The organism is Rhabdothermincola salaria (assembly GCF_021246445.1).
Classification (GTDB): Bacteria; Actinomycetota; Acidimicrobiia; order Acidimicrobiales; family Acidimicrobilacustridaceae; genus Rhabdothermincola_A; species Rhabdothermincola_A salaria.
Genome location: NZ_JAJQXW010000001.1, coordinates 960,161 through 978,392, shown reverse-complemented (window position 1 = coordinate 978,392; position 18,232 = coordinate 960,161). Strand labels below are relative to the sequence as shown.

General features: G+C 70.5%; 16 protein-coding genes and 1 tRNA gene. 14 read left to right on the top strand and 3 right to left on the bottom strand.

Annotated elements, in window-relative coordinates; genetic code table 11:
* Positions 1 to 20 precede the first annotated feature (20 nt).
* The 3 genes from LUW87_RS04535 to LUW87_RS04525 all read left to right on the top strand — a co-directional run bounded on the left by LUW87_RS04535 (position 21) and on the right by LUW87_RS04525 (position 3,857).
* Positions 21 to 1,517, top strand: a complete 1,497-nt coding sequence (locus LUW87_RS04535) for a flavin-containing monooxygenase (RefSeq protein ID WP_232669886.1) — start codon at positions 21 to 23, stop codon at positions 1,515 to 1,517.
* Between the two features lie 13 nt (positions 1,518 to 1,530).
* Positions 1,531 to 1,608, top strand: a tRNA-Pro gene (locus tag LUW87_RS04530).
* Between the two features lie 116 nt (positions 1,609 to 1,724).
* A complete protein-coding gene (locus LUW87_RS04525) occupies positions 1,725 to 3,857 on the top strand; it encodes a mechanosensitive ion channel family protein (RefSeq protein ID WP_232669885.1) in 2,133 nt (710 codons plus the stop codon).
* A 491-nt stretch (positions 3,858 to 4,348) separates the two neighbouring features.
* On the opposite strand, the gene LUW87_RS04520 is transcribed toward LUW87_RS04525, so the two are convergent.
* Complete coding sequence (locus tag LUW87_RS04520; RefSeq protein ID WP_232669884.1) at positions 4,349 to 5,128, bottom strand: SGNH/GDSL hydrolase family protein; 780 nt, start codon at positions 5,126 to 5,128, stop codon at positions 4,349 to 4,351.
* A gap of 314 nt (positions 5,129 to 5,442) precedes the next feature.
* Between LUW87_RS04520 and LUW87_RS04515 the strand changes: the two genes are divergently transcribed.
* Positions 5,443 to 6,594, top strand: coding sequence for an acyl-CoA dehydrogenase family protein (locus LUW87_RS04515; RefSeq protein ID WP_232669883.1), 1,152 nt, complete (start codon positions 5,443 to 5,445; stop codon positions 6,592 to 6,594).
* On the opposite strand, the gene LUW87_RS04510 is transcribed toward LUW87_RS04515, so the two are convergent.
* The gene (locus tag LUW87_RS04510; RefSeq protein WP_232669882.1) at positions 6,561 to 7,559 is read right to left on the bottom strand and encodes a mechanosensitive ion channel family protein; all 999 of its coding nucleotides are present in this window, start codon (positions 7,557 to 7,559) and stop codon (positions 6,561 to 6,563) included. The genes LUW87_RS04515 and LUW87_RS04510 overlap by 34 nt on opposite strands.
* Before the next feature lie 275 nt (positions 7,560 to 7,834).
* On the opposite strand from LUW87_RS04510, the gene lysS reads away from it, so the two are divergent.
* Complete coding sequence (lysS, locus tag LUW87_RS04505) at positions 7,835 to 9,412, top strand: lysine--tRNA ligase (protein ID WP_232669881.1); 1,578 nt, start codon at positions 7,835 to 7,837, stop codon at positions 9,410 to 9,412.
* Between the two features lie 40 nt (positions 9,413 to 9,452).
* Entirely contained in the window at positions 9,453 to 10,196 is a 744-nt protein-coding gene (locus LUW87_RS04500; protein WP_232669880.1) for an SOS response-associated peptidase, read from the top strand.
* Between the two features lie 13 nt (positions 10,197 to 10,209).
* On the opposite strand, the gene LUW87_RS04495 is transcribed toward LUW87_RS04500, so the two are convergent.
* Complete coding sequence (locus LUW87_RS04495; protein WP_232669879.1) at positions 10,210 to 10,614, bottom strand: HIT family protein; 405 nt, start codon at positions 10,612 to 10,614, stop codon at positions 10,210 to 10,212.
* A gap of 26 nt (positions 10,615 to 10,640) precedes the next feature.
* Here LUW87_RS04495 and LUW87_RS04490 point away from each other — a divergent pair, with 26 nt between their 5' ends.
* The 8 genes from LUW87_RS04490 to LUW87_RS04455 all read left to right on the top strand — a co-directional run bounded on the left by LUW87_RS04490 (position 10,641) and on the right by LUW87_RS04455 (position 18,231).
* Positions 10,641 to 11,324, top strand: coding sequence for a CDP-alcohol phosphatidyltransferase family protein (locus LUW87_RS04490; protein WP_232669878.1), 684 nt, complete (start codon positions 10,641 to 10,643; stop codon positions 11,322 to 11,324).
* A 54-nt stretch (positions 11,325 to 11,378) separates the two neighbouring features.
* Positions 11,379 to 13,865 (top strand): sugar phosphate nucleotidyltransferase, encoded by a 2,487-nt coding sequence (locus LUW87_RS04485; RefSeq protein WP_232669877.1) that lies wholly within the window; start codon positions 11,379 to 11,381, stop codon positions 13,863 to 13,865.
* Between the two features lie 55 nt (positions 13,866 to 13,920).
* On the top strand, positions 13,921 to 14,301 hold the full coding sequence (gcvH, locus tag LUW87_RS04480) for a glycine cleavage system protein GcvH (protein WP_232669876.1): 381 nt from the start codon (positions 13,921 to 13,923) through the stop codon (positions 14,299 to 14,301).
* Positions 14,302 to 14,305: 4 nt separating this feature from the next.
* A complete protein-coding gene (locus LUW87_RS19085; protein WP_346742396.1) occupies positions 14,306 to 14,794 on the top strand; it encodes an FHA domain-containing protein in 489 nt (162 codons plus the stop codon).
* Positions 14,794 to 15,939, top strand: coding sequence for a MerR family transcriptional regulator (locus tag LUW87_RS19430; RefSeq protein WP_232669875.1), 1,146 nt, complete (start codon positions 14,794 to 14,796; stop codon positions 15,937 to 15,939). The genes LUW87_RS19085 and LUW87_RS19430 overlap by 1 nt, the downstream gene beginning before the upstream one ends.
* 93 nt (positions 15,940 to 16,032) lie before the next feature.
* Positions 16,033 to 16,530: a bifunctional nuclease family protein gene (locus tag LUW87_RS04465; protein ID WP_346742395.1), complete on the top strand. Its 498-nt coding sequence runs from the start codon at positions 16,033 to 16,035 to the stop codon at positions 16,528 to 16,530.
* A 194-nt stretch (positions 16,531 to 16,724) separates the two neighbouring features.
* On the top strand, positions 16,725 to 17,195 hold the full coding sequence (locus tag LUW87_RS04460; protein ID WP_232669873.1) for a MerR family transcriptional regulator: 471 nt from the start codon (positions 16,725 to 16,727) through the stop codon (positions 17,193 to 17,195).
* Between the two features lie 277 nt (positions 17,196 to 17,472).
* Positions 17,473 to 18,231: a TetR/AcrR family transcriptional regulator gene (locus LUW87_RS04455; RefSeq protein ID WP_232669872.1), complete on the top strand. Its 759-nt coding sequence runs from the start codon at positions 17,473 to 17,475 to the stop codon at positions 18,229 to 18,231.
* Position 18,232: the final 1 nt, after the last annotated feature.

Here is an 18,232-nt window from a genome sequence, read left to right as displayed (position 1 = left end):
GGAGGCGGCCACTGCGCATCGTGGTGATCGGCGCCGGCTTCGCCGGGCTCGGCGCCGCCATCGAGCTGGTGGCGGCCGGCCACGACGACGTGGTGGTCCTGGAGGCGGCGGACGAGGTGGGCGGCACCTGGAGGGACAACACCTATCCGGGTTGCGCCTGCGACATCCCGAGCCACCTCTACTCGTTCTCCTTCGAACCGAACCCGGACTGGACCCGGGCCTATCCCCGCCAGCCCGAGATCCAGGCCTACCTGCAGCGCACGACCGACCGCCACGACCTGCGCCGACGGATCCGGTTCGCCACCACCGTGACGGAGATGGTCTGGGACGACCACGACGGCACGTGGGCGGTCCACACCGCTGATGGTGAGGTGCTCGTGGCCGACGTGGTCCTCAACGGCACCGGCCCGTTGTCGCAGCCCCACGTGCCCGAGCTCCCCGGCCTCGGCGACTTCGAGGGCACCGTGTTCCACTCGGCTCGCTGGGACCACGCCCACGATCTGACCGGCGAACGAGTGGCGGTCGTGGGCACCGGCGCCAGCGCCGTGCAGTTCGTGCCCGAGATCGCCCCGGTGGCCTCGCTGGTCACGGTGTTCCAGCGCACCGCACCGTGGGTCGTGGGGCGAGAGGATCGGCCCGTGCCGGGCTGGAAGCGGCGGCTCTACCGACGGGTCCCGGTCCTGCAACGGCTGCACCGCTGGCGGATCTACGCCCGTCAAGAGCTGCTGGTGCTGGCCTTCCTCGGCCACCCTCGCGTCACCGACCGGGTGAGACGGATGGGCACCGAGCACATCGCCGAGTCCATCCACGATCCCTCGTTGCGGGCCGCGGTCACCCCCACCATCACGCCGGGGTGCAAGCGGCTCCTCATCTCCGACGACTGGTACCCCACGCTGGCCCGCTCCGACGTCGAGCTCGTCACCGACCCCATCCAACAGGTGACCGCCACCGGGGTGCGCACGGTCGACGGCGTCGACCACCCGGCGGACACGTTGATCCTCGGCACCGGGTTCGCCGCCACGGACTTCCTCGCGCCCATGCGGGTCGTGGGCCGGGGTGGGGTGGAGCTCTCGGAGGCGTGGCGCGACGGGGCCGCCACCCACCTCGGCATCACCGTCGCCGGTTTCCCCAACCTGTTCCTGCTCGCCGGCCCCAGCACCGGTCTCGGGCACAACTCGATCGTCTTCATGATCGAGGCCCAGCTCCACCACGCGGTCACGGCGCTCGATCACCTCCGACGCGCGGACGCCGACGTGGTGGAGGTGCGAGCCGACGTGCAGGCCGAGGCCTACGCCGACGTGCAGCGCCGCATGCGGGGCACGGTGTGGGCGTCGGGCTGCGACAGCTGGTACCGCTCCGCCGATGGTCGGGTGGACACCCTGTGGCCCGGATCCACCCTGTCCTACTGGTGGCGCACCCGGCGCTTCGACCCCGGGGCCCACGAGGTGCGCCGGGCCGGTCCCGGTGCGGTCGGGGCCCGATCGGCCGATTCGGAGACCGTGGCGCGAGACGGCTAGGGTGTCGCCTCCACGGGCTGTGGCGCAGCTTGGTTAGCGCGTCGGTCTGGGGGACCGAAGGTCGTGGGTTCGAATCCCGCCAGCCCGACCAACATTCCGCAGGTCAGCCGCCCGCAGGGGCGGCGGCCTCGGCCCCCGAAACAGCCCGATGTCAACGGTCTGTCGACACCGTCCTGTGAGCCCCTTGTCCCGCCGGTGTCGCTGGGCATGCGTCAGCTCGAGCACGCTGCGGGGACTGATCGATCCAACCTCGTCGTCGACGGAGACGTCGACGGTCTCGCACTGCCGTGGGCACACGGTCTCGAGGTGCAGGTCATGAACCGCTCGGTTCGAGATGAGCAGACGGGGGAGCTGGTCGACCTCGCTGTTCAGCTCGGCGATTCGCTCGCCCGTCGTTGCTCCTCGTCGGCGAAGCCGGGTTTCGGCGCCACGGCTCCCATGAGTCACAATCTCCTTCGTGGTCAGGAACGCCTCGAGACCGATCAGTTCGGCGCGGCTTCGCCGATGACTCGACGGCAGATCATGGGGCCGGTGGGTTCGGCACGCCGGGTGACGATCGTGGCGGCGCTGGCCGTGATCGCCGCAGTCCTGCTCGGCCCGTCTCCCGCGCACGCGCAGGAGAACCCGCTGGAGCCGCTGGACACGTCAAGCCCGCAGGCCACTTATCTGTCGTTCGTGGCACAGGTCGAACTCCTCGAAGAACTCCTGCTCACGTACGAGCAGGACCGCTCCGAAGCAAACCAAGCGGCGTTCGACTCGGCGCTGGAGAGGACCGAGCAGCTGTTCGACTTCTCCGAGGTGTCCGAAGCGAATCAGGGCGAGGCGATCGTGGTCTCCTTCACCAGCCTGGCTGACATCCTGAACCGCATCCCGCCACCGGCTGTCGACGAGATCCCCGACGCCGCAGAGGTCGAGGCTGCCGCTCGGGCAACCGAAGAGTTCACGTTCCCCGAAACCGACGCTCCGTTCCTCTTCACCGGCGGTGGAATCACGGGCTACACGCTGCCGGGGACGGAGATCAAGATCACGCGCGTCGACGAGGGAGCGCGCGCCGACGACTACGTCTTCTCCGCAGAGACCGTCTCCCGGCTCCCCGGTTGGCGCAAGGACGTCGACGGTCTCCCGCCCAACGAGGAGGTGGAGGTCCGCAACTGGGTTCAGGAGGAGGCCAATTTCACAGGCCATCTCGTACCGCGCTCCCTCGTCGATTCTCTCCCGGATGGGTTCGACCGCGACTTTCTCGGCTCGCCGCTGTGGAAGTTGATCGTCGACGTGGTCGTCCTCGGCTTGGTCGTAGTGACCATCGGGCTCTGGCAGCGGTGGGTCGGGAGCCGGGGCACACCAGGCACACTCAGCGGGTACGTGCACCAGCTGACGACGCCGGTCCTACTGCTCATCCTGATCGGGGTCGCTCGGCGATTCATGGACGAGCAGGTCAACCACAGCGGCAACGCCGCAACCATCGCCAATGTCCTCGTGACGTTGGTGATCTGGGCGTCGATGGCTTGGGCGTTCTGGGTCGTCACCAAGCTCGCCGTCGAATGGATCATCGCCACGCCGGCGATCCGCGACGAGAGCATCGACGCACACCTGTTGCGCCTCCTCGCCAAGGTGGTCAGTCTCGGTGGCGCGTTCTCTCTCGCACTCATGGGCTTGTCCCGCGTCGGGGTCCCAACCATCGGGCTGGGGGTTGGCGCCGGCGTCGCCGGCCTCGCCGTGGGACTCGCGGCGACGAGCACACTCGAGAATCTGCTCGGCGGCATCACCGTGTATCTGGACAAGCCGTTCCGGGTCCACGACGACATTCGAGTCGACGACGAGTTCGGCACCGTCGAGGCGATCGGCCCACGATCGACGCGGATTCGACGGTTGGATGACACCCAGGTGACCTTGCCGAACGCCGACCTCAGTCGGGCCAAGGTGACCAACTACAGCGAGCGTAACCACATCCTCTTCGTCCACACGGTAGGTGTGCGATACGAAACCACGGTCGACCAACTGCGGACGATCGTCAGCGCGATCGATGCCCGATTCCGATCTCACCCCATGGTGCTCGACAAGACGGACTTCCCACGGGTGCGCGTCTGCGGGTTCGGGGCGTCGTCGATCGACATCGAAGTCCGCGCCCACATCGGCACCGACAGGTACAGCGTGTTCACCGAAGTGCAGCAGGAGCTGCTGTTGCTGATCCACGAGATCATCGAAGCCGCCGGCAGCGGATTCGCCTTCCCCTCCACCACGACCTACCTCACCGATGACGCAGGCCTGTCCAAACGTCGAGACAGCGAACTCCTCGGCGGCCACGACGGGAGCGTCGCCACGTCGGCGGCGCACCGGTGAGGGCCTGCCGCCGCGCCGGCTGCCGCGCATCGCCTGATGGTCGAATCCCGTGGGACCGGAGGGGGGGGGGAGCCGTCCGCGAGACCTGCGCACAGGCCAAGACGACGCGGAGGCTCCATTCGACGAGCGGGTTGGTCAGAGGGCTGCCGGCCCGCTTGTGCAGATCGAAGGCCGGGGCGGCCACCCCATGTGTGGCGGCACCACCGGTCGGCGGCTCAGCCAGCCGATGACACCCAGGTCTCACGGCACGCCACCAGCAGGTTCGGCGCATCGGGGCCCTGGTCGATGGCCTACACGCAGATCGTGTGCGGTCCCGACGACACCGGGAAGGTCACGTCGAAGCCCCGGTACGCCCCGAACTGGGGGAGGGCGAGCGCCACGTCGGGGCGATGGCGGTCGGCGGTGAACGCTCCGCCCCAACGGTTGTCGACGTAGAGGTGGATGTCGGTCGTCGTGCTGTCGGGGTCGGCCGCCCACCCGACGATCCGCGCTCAACCAGGGCCGACGCTCACCGAGTCCAGCGGCCGCTGTATGGGGCTTCCCGGGAACGAGGCGGCCGCACGATCGATGAGGTCGAGGTAGGCCGCGCAGCCCAGCGCCGAGTGGTGCACGTTCCCCGGAGCGACGAAGTAGTCCATCCGTCCAGCCGACTCGCTGGCCCAGTCGGCGTAGAGCGTCGTACCCGGGACCCGCCCGGATGCGGCCAGCTCGACCACGGTGATGAGGTTGATCCACGGTCCTACGACCCGGTGGTCCCCGTCGGGCCCCCAGTAGCCGTTGGTGGTGGTCACACCCACCCAGACGAGGAACGGCACGTTGCGCAGGATGTCGAGGGTCACGCGCACGTCGCGGCGGTACTCGTCGTAGGTCTGCAGCCCCTCGCTGATCTCGCGGATGTCGTTGGCGCCCAGCGCAATCACCACGACCTGTGGGTTCGTGGCCGCGACCTTGCGGATCGTGCCCTCGTGGTCCTGCACCGTGTACCCGCCGAGCGCGGTGACCGACACGTGCCAGCCCTCGTAGAGGAAGCGGTCGTTGGCCTGGCGTTCGATGTCACAGACGAGGCTGTCGCCGACGATGGTCAGCTGGGGGCCGTCCGGCGACCCCTGGTAGGGGTTGGGGTCGCACGAGGCGACAACGAGGAGCGAGAGCACGAGCAGGGCGAACAGCCCGGGTCGGCGCCAGCGGTGGGAGCGAACCGCCGAGGGTGCGCCGCCACCCCTTGCCTGACGCTCGGTCAGGGAACCCCGGGCGGATGGGCGGGCGCGCATGATGCACCTCCGACACTGCGTCGACCAGCGCCGCCCGCTCGGACGGCGGAAGGGCCGGTCGCCTACTTCGACTGTCGATCCCGGCACCCGTCCTCACCAGGGTCCTGGGTCATCTCCTTTGCCAGATCGGCTCGAACGGCGCCCGCCCCGGCGGGCGGTCGCTGGGCTCCGAGGTCGCCGGAAAGCGGCGACGAGGGGGCCGGGTGAGAGTCGAGCGGGCCGATCCCCGACGCTGGTCGTGGACAGGTCGATGCCGAGCGAGCACGCTGGGAGCGGTCGGATGACGATCTGTCGTGGAGGATGTCGTGGTCGCCATGTCCGAGTTGCAGGCCGCCGTCGCACCGCTCGCGACCGAGTGGCGCGAGCAACGAGCCGAACGCCTCACCCGCCGCCACCTCGACCCTGCCGACTTCCGCGCCCTGGCCGACGCCGGCTTCCTCGCCGCGTGTGCGCCGGTCGTCGCCGGTGGGGGCTTCGAGGACGTCGTCCGCTCCGTTCGCCCCTTGGCCGGTGCCTTGCGAGATCTGGGCGGGGCCGACCCCGCCGTGGCGCTGGTGGCCGCCATGCACCCCGCCGTCCTCGCCTACTGGGCGGCGACCGCAGAGGGGGACGCATCGGAGTGGGCCGAGCAGCGACGGGCCGTCTTCGCATCAGCCGTGTCCGGGTCCCAGTGGGGCACGATCACGTCCGAGCCCGGCAGTGGCGGCGACATCTCGAGGACGCGGACGGTTGCGACGCCCGATCCGGCGGTCGACGTGGGCCTGCCGGGACACGGCTATCGCCTGGTGGGTCAGAAGCACTTCGGGAGCGGCTCGGGCATCGCCGACTTCATGGTCACGACCGCGGTCGCAGAGGGCGAGGACAGCCCGTCGCTGTTCGTCCTCGACACGAGCGACCGCTCCTGGGACGGATCCGGCGGCATGCGCCTCCTCGCCGAGTGGGACGGGACCGGCATGAAGGCCACCCAGAGCCACGCCATGGACCTCGAGGGGGCGCCAGCCGTCCGAGCGGCGTACCCCGGACCGCTCAGCGACCTGACGCAGAACAGCGGGGCCTACATCTCGTGCCTGTTCACGGCCGTGATCCTGGGTCTTGTCGACGAGGCGGTGGCCACCGCGCGTCCGACGATCGCCGCCAAGGCGCAGGACCTCCGCGCCTACGAGCAGGTGGAGTGGACTCGAGCCGAGACTGAGCACTGGCTCATGGTCCAGGCCTTCGAGGGTGGCGTCCGGGCGACGGAGACGGGAGACCCCACCGTCGCCATCCACGGGGCGCTGCGGGCCAAGCAGGCAGGGGCCGAGCTGGCCGAGGACGTCGTGCGCCGCCTTGGTCGGGTCCTCGGGGGAGGGACCTATTCGCAACGGTCGCCCTTCGCTCACTGGTTCGAGGACGTGCGCGCCCTCGGCTTCCTCCGTCCACCGTGGGGTCTCGCCTACGACGGCCTGTTCGCCACCTCGCTGTCCTGACCCGGGTCGCCCCCCGGGGCCGACGGTGAAGGTCCCGCGTCGTCCCGATCACGGGGATCGTCGTCCCCGGCCGCATCCGGCGCATCGCCCAGGGCTCTGCTCATCGACGGCCCGGCCTGCAAGGTGACGATCGGCCAGGGCATGGAGAGCCCGGCTCGGTCGAAGGCGGCCTTCGTCGCCAGCACCACCTGGTGCTGGGTGCGGCGGACCTCGATCTGGTGCGGGTCGCTCCAGAACCAGAGCTCGAGGGTGATCGTCGACTCCCCGAACTCGCACAGCAACGCCTCCGGAGGTGGCTCGCGAAGGACGCCGGGGCACGAACGCAGGGCCGTCAGGGCCGTGGCCGTCACCACCTCGAGGTCGTCGTCGTAGCTGCAACCGACGGTCAGCTCGCTGCGCACCGCCGGGTGCGCGGTCTGGATGACGACCGCCCCCTGGTAGACGTCGCGGTTGGGGATGAGGACGCGGCGGCCGTCGAACGTGGTGATCGAGGTCTCCCGGATGGTGATGCCCTCGACGGTGCCGTGGTGGTCGTCGACCTCGATCTGATCGCCCGAGATGAAGGGCTGGCGGACGATGAGGAGCAGACCGGCCAACAGGTTGGACAAGATGTCCTGGAAGGCGAAGCCGGCCGCGACCGAGACGATGCCGAGGCCGGCGACCATGTCGACGGGATCGATGCTCGGGAAGCCGACAACGAGGGCGACCAACATCCCCAGCCCGACGATCACCCAGCCGACCAGTCGGGACATGACGGCGGCGAAGCTGGGCGTCCGCGTGCGCCGCCAGCGGTAGGCGAGCAGGTGGCGGACGCCGACCGAGACCCCCCACATGACGAGGAGCACCCCGACGGCGATGCCGATGCGGGGCAGTGAATCGACGGCTCGGTCGATCCAGCTCTGGGCTTGTTCCTGCACGTCGGCGATCTCGTCGCCGGCCTGGGCGAGCAGCCACCGGTGGGTCATGGCAGCAGGGTCGGCATCGGCTGGGCCACGGGGTTCACCCTCCAGGGTGGGGCTCGGACAGGCGTCGGTCGCCCCCGGGTGGGAGCGGTGTTGACGAGGTCCTACCCCTCCCGAGCGGAGCGAACCCCCACCTCGGGGTCCGGTCGCCATCCGATAGTGTCGATCCGACCGAGGGTGCGGCTCGACTGGGCGCCCCCGACCAGATCTGCGCTGCGGGGTGCCCGTCGGCACCCCGCCGTCGCGCTCGCCGCCGTCGTCTGCTGCTAGGAGCCCCCATGACCCCCGATGCCACCACGAGCGGCGCCGACGACGCCGAGGTCGTCGAGGAGCTCAGCGACGCCGAGGCGGCGGTCGAGAGGGCGTCGATCCGGGCGCAGCGCCTGGACAAGGTGGCCGCCCTGCGCGAGCGCGGGATCGATCCCTACCCCTACCGCTTCGACCGCGACCGCACCATCGGGGAGCTGCGGGCCGAGTTCGAGGGCCTCGAGGACGGGGTGGAGACCGACGTCGAGGTGCGCGTCGCCGGCCGCTTGATGCTCAAGCGGGAACAGGGGCGCCTCACCTTCGGTCAGCTGCGAGACCGTTCCGGGGAGGTGCAGCTGTTCGTGTCCGCCGGGGTGCTCGGCAAGGAGCGGATGCCCGACTTCAACGACCTCGATCGAGGCGACTGGGTCGGGGTCGAGGGCACGGTCATGGTGACCAGGAAGGGCGAGCTGTCGGTCAAGGTGACCGACTTCGTCCTGCTCTCCAAGGCGGTCCGGCCCCTCCCGGACAAGTGGAAGGGCCTGTCCGACGTGGACACGCGCTTTCGTCAGCGCTACGTCGACCTCACCGTCAACCCCGACGCTCGGCGGGTGTTCGAGGTGCGCGTCGCCGCGGTCGATGCCGTCCGCGCGGTGCTGCGCCAGCGGGAGTACCTCGAGGTGGAGACGCCGATGCTGCACCTCCAACAGGGCGGGGCCACGGCCCGGCCGTTCGTCACCCACTACAACGCCCTCGATCTCGACACCTACCTGCGCATCGCCCTCGAGCTCCCGCTCAAGCGGCTCCTGGTGGGCGGGTTCGAACGGGTCTTCGAGATCGGCCGCGTGTTCCGCAACGAGGGCATCGACACCCGCCACAACCCCGAGTTCACCATGCTCGAGGCCTACGAGGCCTTCGGTGACTACAACGAGATGATCGAGCTCACCGAGGCGCTGGTGGGGGCGGCCGCCCAGGCCGCCAACGGCACCACCACCGTGGAGTGCCGGGGACGCACGATCGAGCTGGCCGGACCGTGGCGCAGGGTCACCATGGTCGAGCTCATCGCCGAGACCGTCGGCGTCGACATCCACCCGGCCATGCCGGTGGCGGAGGCGCGTGCCGTCCTCGACGGCCTGGGCCTGGCCTGGGACGACTCGTGGGGCGCGGGGCGCTGCACCCACGAGGTCTACGACGAGCTGGTCGAGCCCAAGGTGGTGGAACCGACGGTCGTGCTCGACCACCCTCGCGAGACGTCGCCGCTGGCCAAGCCCCATCGAGACGACCCGACGTTGGTCGAGCGCTTCGAGGTGATCGTCGACGGTCGCGAGCTGGCCAACGCCTACAGCGAGCTCAACGACCCCGCCGAGCAGCTGGCCCGGTTCCGCGAGGAGGCGGCCCACAAGGCCGCCGGCGACCCCGAGGCCGCCGACGTCGATCTCGACTACATCCGGGCCCTGGAGTACGGCATGCCCCCGGCCGGTGGGATGGGCATGGGCATCGATCGCCTGGTGATGCTGCTGGCCGGCGTGGAGAGCATCCGAGAGGTCATCTTGTTCCCGACGTTGCGCCCCGAGGTCGGCTTCACCGACGCCGACGTCGACCCCGCCTGACCCCCTTGCGGTCCCGCCCCGGGCCACTACCGTCACGACCATGTGCGGCCGCTTCGTCTCTGCCTCCCCGCCCGGGGAGATCGCTCGGTACTTCGATGCCGAAGCCCCCGAAGCGGCCCTCGAACCCAGCTACAACGTGGCCCCGACCAACGACGTCTACGTCGTGCTCGCCGACGGCCGGACCCGGCGGGTCACCCCCATGCACTGGGGCCTGGTGCCGCGTTGGGCCAAGGACCCGTCGGTGGGCAACCGGATGATCAACGCCCGAGCCGAGACCCTCGCGTCGAAGGGGGCGTTCAAGCCGGCCTTCCAGAAGCGGCGGTGCCTGGTCCCGGCCGACGGCTTCTACGAGTGGAAGGCCGTCCCGGGCCAGAAGCGCAAGCAACCCGTCTACATCCACCGACCCGACGGCGAGCCGTTGGCGTTCGCCGGCCTCTGGGAGGTGTGGCGTGACCCCGGCGCCTCGGACGCCGAGCGTGAGGCCGGCGGGGGGTCGCTGCGGTCGTGCACGATCATCACCGGCGAGCCCAACGAGACGGTGCGTCCGGTCCACGACCGGATGCCGGTCATCCTGCCCCGGTCGCAGTGGGACACCTGGCTCGACCCCGACGTGCACGATCTCGAGGTCCTCGGGCGGCTCCTGGTGCCGGCGCCGCCCTCGTTGGTGGCCCTGCGACCGGTGAGCACCGAGGTCAACAACGTGCGCAACAAGGGCGCCCACCTCGTCGACGAGGTCGACCCGGTCCCGGAGGGTGAGCTCCCCGGGCAGTCCAGCCTGCTCTGACGGGCGAGCCGTCCTACTGCCCGCGCTCCACCTCGGCCCGCAGTGCATCGGCGACGGCGTCGAGCTCCTCGGCCGGGACGTCGCCCTGGGCCTTGGCGAAGTCCATGTCGCGCTCGCTGCGGATGGGCAGCACGTGCAGGTGGGTGTGGGGCACCTCCAGCCCGGCGATCATCAGGGCCACCCGATCGGCGCCGAAGGCCCGCTTCTGGGCCTCGCCGACCTTCTTGGCCACCACCATGAGGTGGGCGACCACCTCGTCGTCGAGATCGGTCCAGTGGTCGACCTCGGCGACGGGGACGACGAGGGTGTGGCCCTTCGTGATGGGGGCGATGGTGAGGAAGGCGGCACAGGTCTCGTCACGGTGGACGAAGCGCCCCGGGAGCTCGCCGGTGAGGATCTTGGTGAAGATCGTGGTCATGGGACGGTGATCGTAGAGTGCGAACCATGCCCGCGTCCCCGCCTCCGGACCCCGTGCGACGCGGCGCACGCCCGGTCAGCGCCCAGGCCGCCTCCGAGAAGCACGCCATCGAGGTCCACCGCGACGACGTGGCCGGGGAGGACCGCATCGTCACCGTGCCCAACGTCATCACCTTCGTCCGCCTGGCGCTGCTCCCCGTTTTCGTGTGGCTGCTGCTCGGCCAGGGGGACCAGGGCGCGGCCGCCTGGCTGCTCGCCGGACTCGGGGCAACCGACTGGGTCGACGGGTACATCGCCCGCCGCTGGCACCAGGTGTCGACGCTCGGGAAGGTGCTCGACCCGGTGGCGGACCGCCTGCTGTTCTTCGTCGCCATCGTGGCCATCATCATCGACGGCGCCGCCCCGCTGTGGTTGTGCGTCGCCGTGCTGGTCCGCGAGGGACTGGTGGCCGGTGCCACCCTCACGCTGGCCGCGCTGGGTGCCGTTCGGATCGACGTCACCTGGTTCGGCAAGGCCGGCACGTTCGCCTTGATGTTCGCCTTCCCGCTGTTCCTCGCCGGAGCCAGCACCATGTGGTGGGCCGACGAGGCCGCGGTGATGGCCTGGGCCTTCGCCGTCCCGGGCCTCGTCCTCAGCTACTACGCGGCGGTGATGTACGTCCCGGCCGGGATCCGCGCCCTGCGGGAGGGCCGAGCCGCCCGGGCAGGGTAGGTTCGCAGGCATCAGGCCGCCGTGGGGCGGCACCTGCGCCGAGGGAGGACGTTCATGAAGGCGGTCATCATGGCGGGTGGCGAGGGAACCCGGCTCCGGCCCCTCACCTCCAACGCTCCGAAGCCGCTCCTGCCCCTGGTCAACCGGCCGATGATGGAGCACGTCATCGACCTGCTCAAGCGCCACGGCATCGACGAGATCGTGGTGACGGTGGCCTTCATGGCCAACGCCATCCGCGACTACTTCGGCGACGGCTCCGACTTCGGCGTGAAGATCGCCTACGCCACCGAGGAGACCCCCCTCGGGACCGCCGGCTCGGTGCGCAACGCCATGGAGCACCTCACCGAGCGCTTCCTGGTGATCTCCGGCGACGTGCTCACCGATGTGGACCTCTCCGCCATCATCGACGTCCACGAGGCGAACCAGGCGATGGCCACCATCGGACTGGCCCACGTCGACAACCCGCTCGAGTTCGGCATCGTGATCACCCGTGAGGACGGCAGCATCGAGCGGTTCCTCGAGAAGCCCACGTGGGGGCAGGTCTTCAGCGACACCATCAACACGGGCATGTTCGTGCTCGAACCGGAGATCTTCGACTACATCGAGCCCGATCGCTCGGTCGACTTCTCCAGCGAGGTGTTCCCGAAGCTCCTCGCCGAGGGCAAGCCACTCTTCGGTGCCATCACCGAGGGGTACTGGGAGGACGTGGGCACGCTCGAGGCCTACGTGCGGGCCCACAAGGACATCCTCGACCGCAAGGTGGAGGTGGAGATCCCCGGGTTCGAGATACGTCCGGGCGTCTGGCTGGCGGAGAACGCCGAGGTGAACCCCGATGCCACCATCGCCGGGCCCGCCGTGATCGGGGAGAACTGCCGCATCGAGGCCGGCGCCGTGATCGGGGAGTACTCGGTGCTCGGCGCCAACGTCCGCGTGCGCAACGACGCCTTCCTCGAGCGCACGGTCGTGAACGACAACGCCTACCTCGGCGAGGCCGTGCGCCTGCGGGGCACCGTGGTGGGTCGCTCGTGCGACCTGCGCAAGGGGGTGCGCACCGAGGAGGGCGTGGTCATCGGCGACGAGTGCTTCCTCGGCGAGGAAGCCAGCCTGGGCTCGGGGGTGAAGGTCTACGCCTTCAAGACCGTCGAGCCCGGCGCCGTCGTCAACGAGTCGATCGTGTGGGAGTCGCGTGGCGCCCGCAGCCTGTTCGGCCGGATCGGCGCGTCGGGGTTGGCCAACGTCGACATCACCCCCGAGTTCGCGGTGCGGGTGGCCATGGCCTACGGCGGTCTGCTCAAGAAGGGCACCACCGTCGTCACCTCCCGTGACTCCAGCCGCTCGTCCCGCATGCTCAAGCGGGCGCTGATGGCCGGACTCAACAGCGTGGGGATCAACGTCGAGGACCTCGAGGTGGCGTCGGTCCCGGTGACCCGCTTCGTGATGCGCCGTCCGAACATCCGCGGTGGCCTCACCGTGCGCCTGGTGAAGGGCGACCCGCAATCCGTGGCGGTGCGCTTCTTCGACGAGGACGGGCTCGACATCACCGAGGACGTGCAACGCAAGATCGAACGCCTCTACGCCCGCCAGGACTTCCGCCGGGTCTTCCCGGGCGAGATCGGCGACATCGGCTTCGCCTCCCGGGCCCTCGAGCACTACGCCGACGCCCTCGGTGCCACCGTCGACATGAGCCGCATCCGAGCCGCCCGCTCCAAGGTCGTGATCGACTACGCCTACGGCTCGGCGTCCTTCGCCATGCCCAACGTGCTGTCGAAGCTCGGCCTCGAGGTGCTCGCCGTCAACCCGTTCATCTCCACCGCCGGAGTGCTGCGCGACGACCTCGACGGGCACGCCACCGCCGTCGCCGACCTGGTCCGCAGCTCCGGCAGCCAGCTCGGCGCGGTGATCGACCCCGATGGCGAGCAGCTGCGCCTGGTCGACGACGAGGGCCACGTCCTCACCCATTCCGAGAGCCTGCTCTCGTTGCTGACGCTGCTGCCCGGCACGCTCTTCGGCGACCGGGTGGCCCTGCCGGTGAACACCTCGCAGGCCGCGGTGCGCATCCTCGAGGAGCACGGCATCAAGATCCGCTGGACCAAGCTCTCCAACCCGGCCCTCATGGACGCCGCCACCGAGGCCGGGGTGGGCTTCGCGGGCAACCAGTCCGGCAACTTCATCCTCCCCGGCTTCATGCCGGGGTTCGACGCGGCCGCGACCCTCGTGAAGGTCCTCGACCTGATGGCCTTCCACGAACGGAAGCTGTCCGACGTGGTGGCCGGGCTCCCTCGCGTGCACGTGGTCCACGACACCGTGGTCACCCCGTGGGATCAGAAGGGGGCGGTGATGCGCACGCTCATGGAGCAGAGCAAGGACCGCGACCTCGTGCTCGTCGACGGCGTCAAGGTGCTCCACGACGGCGGGTGGGCCCTCGCCCTGCCCGACCCCGAGGAGCCGGTCACCCACATCTGGGCCGAAGGCTCCTCGGCGGACTCCGCCCGTCGCCTGGCCGAGGAGTACGCCCGTCGGATCCGCCAGATGGTGCGGTGAGGCGGCAAGTCTCATCCTCGTGTCGAGGGTTCGGCGGATCGGGTAGCGTGCGGCCATGTTGATCCCGGAGGACCTGCGCTACTCCACCGACCACGAGTGGGTTCGAGTGGAGGGCGACCGTGTCCGCGTCGGCATCACCGACTACGCCCAGGACGCGCTCGGCGATGTCGTGTACGTCGAGGTGCCCGAGCAGGGGGCCACGGTGGACGCGGCCGCCAAGGTCAGCGAGGTCGAGTCCACCAAGTCCGTGTCGGACATCTACGCCCCTGTGGCCGGAGTCGTGGTCGAGGTCAACCAGGGCCTCGACGATGCGCCCGAGCGGCTCAACGACGACCCCTACGGCGACGGGTGGATCTGCGTCATCGAGGTGAGCGACCCCGAGCAGCTCGACGGCCTGCTCGACGGCGACGCGTACCGGCGGTTGATCGAGGGGTGACGTGGTGAGCGAGGTCTTCTGCAACAACTGCGGGCACCGCAACCCACTCGGGTCGAACTTCTGCTCGTCGTGTGGCGCGATCCTCGAGACCGTCGCACCGGAGAACACCACGATCACCTTCCACCCGTCGGCCCCCGCCGACCCGGTCGAAGACGACGTCGCGCTCGACCTCGAGGAGGTCCCCCGCGACACCGGCGTGCTGGTCGTCAAGCGGGGGCCGAAGGCAGGGAGCCGCTACGCCCTCGAGACCGCCTGCACGACGGCCGGCCGGCACCCCGACAGCAACATCTTCCTCGACGACATCACCGTCTCGCGTCGCCACGCCGAGTTCCGGCGCGACGACGACGACCACTACATGGTCTGCGACACCGGCTCGCTCAACGGCACCTACCTCAACCGGGAGCGCATCGAGGAGGCACCGCTGGCCAACGGCGACGAGGTGCAGATCGGCAAGTTCAAGCTGGTGTTCTTCCAGGGTGCCGGCGAGGAGTGATGGGCGCCGACCGCACCCACCTCTCGATCGGTGAGGTCCTGACGCTGCTGCAGCCGGACTTCCCCGACATCACCATCTCCAAGATCCGCTTCCTCGAGAGCCAGGGCCTGCTCGACCCCGAGCGCACCCCGTCGGGCTACCGCAAGTTCCACGACACCGACATCGACCGGCTGCGTTGGATCCTGACCCAGCAGCGCGACCACTTCCTGCCCCTCAAGGTCATCAAGGACCGTCTGGCGGCCGGCGACCTCGGTGACGGGTCGCCGGAGGGCGTCCTGCCCCTGGCCGCGGACGGCGCCCCCGCACCCGGCTCACCGCCCGTGGGTGACCAGGCATCGGCCCCGGAGTCCTCCGAGGTCACCGAGGTCACCGAGCCCGCAGAGGCCCAGGTGGTGCCCGCCACCGTCGACGAACCACCGGAGCCCTCCGCCGACGAGGGGCCCGGGTCCACGGCCGATGCACCCGAACCCGCCCGAGCCCCCCTCACGTTGCTGCGTCGGGCCGGTGTGGTGATCGACGACGAGCCGACCGGGCACCCGGCGCTCGGCGACGCCAGCGATGACGCCGAGCCCGACGACCACGACCGGGCCCGGGCCGTCGCCCGCCTGGTCGAGGCCCCCGAGAGCGCCTCGACCCCTGCCGAGCGGGCCCGCCGGGGTCGACGTCGTCACCCCACCGGGCACACGCCGGGCGACGAGGTGCCGCCCGCCGAGCCCGACGACTCCGACGACGACGCCCCGATCCGCCTGGCCGACGACGCGTCGGTGACGCTGTCGCTCGACGACCTGTGCGCGGCCACCGGTCTCACCCCCAGGCAACTGGGGGAGCTGGAGCGCTACGGGCTGCTCGGGGCCCGCACCATGGGCTCGGTCGACTACTACGACGAGGACGCGCTCATCGTGGCCCGCCTGGCCGTCAGCTTCGGCCGCTACGGCATCGAGCCCCGCCACCTGCGCATGTACAAGGTGGCCGCCGAGCGCGAGGCCGGGTTGTTCGAGCAGCTCATCACCCCGTTGCTCAAGCAACGTCGACCGGCGGCCCGGCAGGAGGCGGTCGAGATGCTCGAGGACCTCGCCGAGCTGGCCGACGATCTCCGGGCGGCCATGGTGCGCGCCGCGCTGCGCGAGTACCTCGGGCGCGCCTGAGGGCCCTCGACCCGACCGACCCACCACCCCGGCCCGCGCATCGGACCGGATTGGGCGGTCCCGGTGCCGCCCCGGCCCGGTAGGGTGCGAAGGATGGTCGAGATGGAGTTGGTCGCCGTTCGCATCGAGTTGCCCGGCAACATCCCCGTCGTCGTGCTGCGTGAGCGCGAGGGCGAGCACCGGCTGCTGCCGATCTTCATCGGCCAACCCGAAGCGGCCGCCATCGCCTTCGCCCTCGACGGCGTGGTGACCCAGCGCCCCATGACCCACGACCTGATGCGCGACGTCGTCGCCGAGCTCGGGGCCGTGGTCGAGCGGGTGGTGATCACCCACCTCGAGGAGGGCACCTTCTACGCCGACCTCCACCTCCAGACCGGCGATCGCCGGGTGCAGGTGTCGAGCCGTCCCTCCGACGCCATGGCGTTGGCCCTGCGGGTGGAGTGCCCCATCTTCGCCACCGAGGAGCTCCTCGACGAGGCCGGGTTGCCCGAAGAGGTCGACGAGGACGGCGACGAGGCCGGGGGCGAGGACGTCGTGGAGCAGTTCCGGGAGTTCATCGACTCGGTGAACCCGGACGACTTCGCCTCCTGAGCGGTCCCTCCGGGCCCGGCCCTTCCGTGGCCGAACGGCGGCGATCGTTGACCGGGCGTCCCGCACGTCGTACCCTCCAGCTCTCACGGGCGTAGTTTCACCGCTGTCATGACGACCTCAGGTGGAGCCAGAGGCCCTGTCACCCTCCACGTGAGCGTGATCACCCACCGGGCACGGGCCCTCGAGGAGCAACGATGAGCACCAAGGACGAGGGCTTCAGCGGCGCCAAGGCCGCAGAGATCGTGGGGATCAGCTATCGCCAGCTCGACTACTGGGCCCGCACCGACCTGGTGAGGCCCTCGCTCGTCGACGCCGCCGGGAGCGGCAGCCGCCGCCGCTACAGCTACACCGACCTGCTCGAGTTGAAGGTCGTCAAGAGCCTCCTCGACGCCGGGATCAAGCTCGAGAACGTCCGCGACGTCTTCGGCTACCTGCGCGACCACCTCGGTGCCGACATCACCACCGCCAACCTGGTGATCCAGGGCAGCTCCTCGGTGGTGATCCAGGACGACGGCGAGCTCATCGACCTGGTGAAGAAGGGCCAGGGCGTGCTCAACATCCTCGCCCTGGGCGGCGTGCGCGACGAGGTCGATGCCCGCATCCACGAGCTGCACCCCACCACATCGGCCGGGGCCACCGTCACGTCGCTGGCCGCCGGGTCCTGATCGCCCCACCCCTCCGTCGCCGCCCCGCGCCGCCCCTCGCTCGCTGATCCGCCGATCCCGTCCGGGATCGGCGGTGCCGCGTGACACGCGGGGGAGGGGAGGGGCGTCGGGGGGGGCGACGAGCGCCGCCGGTTCCGGCCGACGGGTGCACCGGTCCGTCGGTCTCGGCCCAGAGGCCAGATGACGACCGCTGGCCCGGCGGACGGACGACGGGGCGTGACCCCGTTCGGGGGGAACCATCCGCGCCGGTGAGATGAACCACGTTCATACTGTGAACATGGTTCATCTGAAGGTCGTCCCCGACGACCGGCGTGAGCGCACCCGGGAGCTGAAGCGGCAGCGGATCCTGGCTGCGGCCGGCGCGGTCATCGACCGCGAGGGCCTGGCCGGGGTCACGATGCAGGCCGTCGCCGACCAGCTCGACTGCGCCGTCGGCACCCTCTACACCGCCTTCGCCTCCAAGGCGGCCCTGCTGGCCGGGCTCCAGGCCGAAGCGGTGGCGACGCTCGAGCACTCGTACCGGGCCGGTCGGGCCCGGTGGGACGAGGACCTCGCCACCGAGGACGTCGAGGACAGCACCCGTCCTCTCGTGGAGCTCCTCGCCCACGCCGGCTTCCTGGCCGCCGCCGCCGTCGTCTACCCCGACGAGGTCGCCCTCGTCCGCGAGCTGCTCGGCGAGGCGCCTCCGACCGCCCCGCCGCTCGAGCGGGCCCTCGCCGGCGAGCTGCTGCCCGTGGTCCACCGAGTCCTCGACCCGGTGGTCGGGCGTCTGGGTGACGCCGTCGACCACCAGAGCCTCCAGCCCGGCGACCCCGTGGCGCGTGCCCTCGTCTGGCACGCGTCGCTGCTCGGGGTGCTCCGCCTCGATCGGCTGGCACCCCTCGACCGCCACCTGTTCCGCGCCGCGCCGCTCGCCCGCTCGCTCGCCGAGGGTCTCCTGGTGGGCTGGGGCGGCGACGGGGGAGAGGTCGAGGTGGCCTCCACGTGGGTGGAACGACTCACCGCCCGCGGCCCGCTGGCCCCGCCTCCGCAATGAG

Bases quoted from the DNA above. Each gene is read 5' to 3' on its own strand.
- LUW87_RS04525 (WP_232669885.1), top strand. From the start codon at position 1,725: ATGCGTCAGCTCGAGCACGCTGCGGGGACTGATCGATCCAACCTCGTC.
- LUW87_RS04520 (WP_232669884.1), bottom strand. From the start codon at position 5,128: ATGCGCGCCCGCCCATCCGCCCGGGGTTCCCTGACCGAGCGTCAGGCA.
- LUW87_RS04515 (WP_232669883.1), top strand. From the start codon at position 5,443: ATGTCCGAGTTGCAGGCCGCCGTCGCACCGCTCGCGACCGAGTGGCGC.
- LUW87_RS04510 (WP_232669882.1), bottom strand. From the start codon at position 7,559: ATGACCCACCGGTGGCTGCTCGCCCAGGCCGGCGACGAGATCGCCGAC.
- lysS (WP_232669881.1), top strand. From the start codon at position 7,835: ATGACCCCCGATGCCACCACGAGCGGCGCCGACGACGCCGAGGTCGTC.
- LUW87_RS04500 (WP_232669880.1), top strand. From the start codon at position 9,453: ATGTGCGGCCGCTTCGTCTCTGCCTCCCCGCCCGGGGAGATCGCTCGG.
- LUW87_RS04495 (WP_232669879.1), bottom strand. From the start codon at position 10,614: ATGACCACGATCTTCACCAAGATCCTCACCGGCGAGCTCCCGGGGCGC.
- LUW87_RS04490 (WP_232669878.1), top strand. From the start codon at position 10,641: ATGCCCGCGTCCCCGCCTCCGGACCCCGTGCGACGCGGCGCACGCCCG.
- LUW87_RS04485 (WP_232669877.1), top strand. From the start codon at position 11,379: ATGAAGGCGGTCATCATGGCGGGTGGCGAGGGAACCCGGCTCCGGCCC.
- gcvH (WP_232669876.1), top strand. From the start codon at position 13,921: ATGTTGATCCCGGAGGACCTGCGCTACTCCACCGACCACGAGTGGGTT.
- LUW87_RS19430 (WP_232669875.1), top strand. From the start codon at position 14,794: ATGGGCGCCGACCGCACCCACCTCTCGATCGGTGAGGTCCTGACGCTG.
- LUW87_RS04465 (WP_346742395.1), top strand. From the start codon at position 16,033: ATGGTCGAGATGGAGTTGGTCGCCGTTCGCATCGAGTTGCCCGGCAAC.
- LUW87_RS04460 (WP_232669873.1), top strand. From the start codon at position 16,725: ATGAGCACCAAGGACGAGGGCTTCAGCGGCGCCAAGGCCGCAGAGATC.
- LUW87_RS04455 (WP_232669872.1), top strand. From the start codon at position 17,473: ATGGTTCATCTGAAGGTCGTCCCCGACGACCGGCGTGAGCGCACCCGG.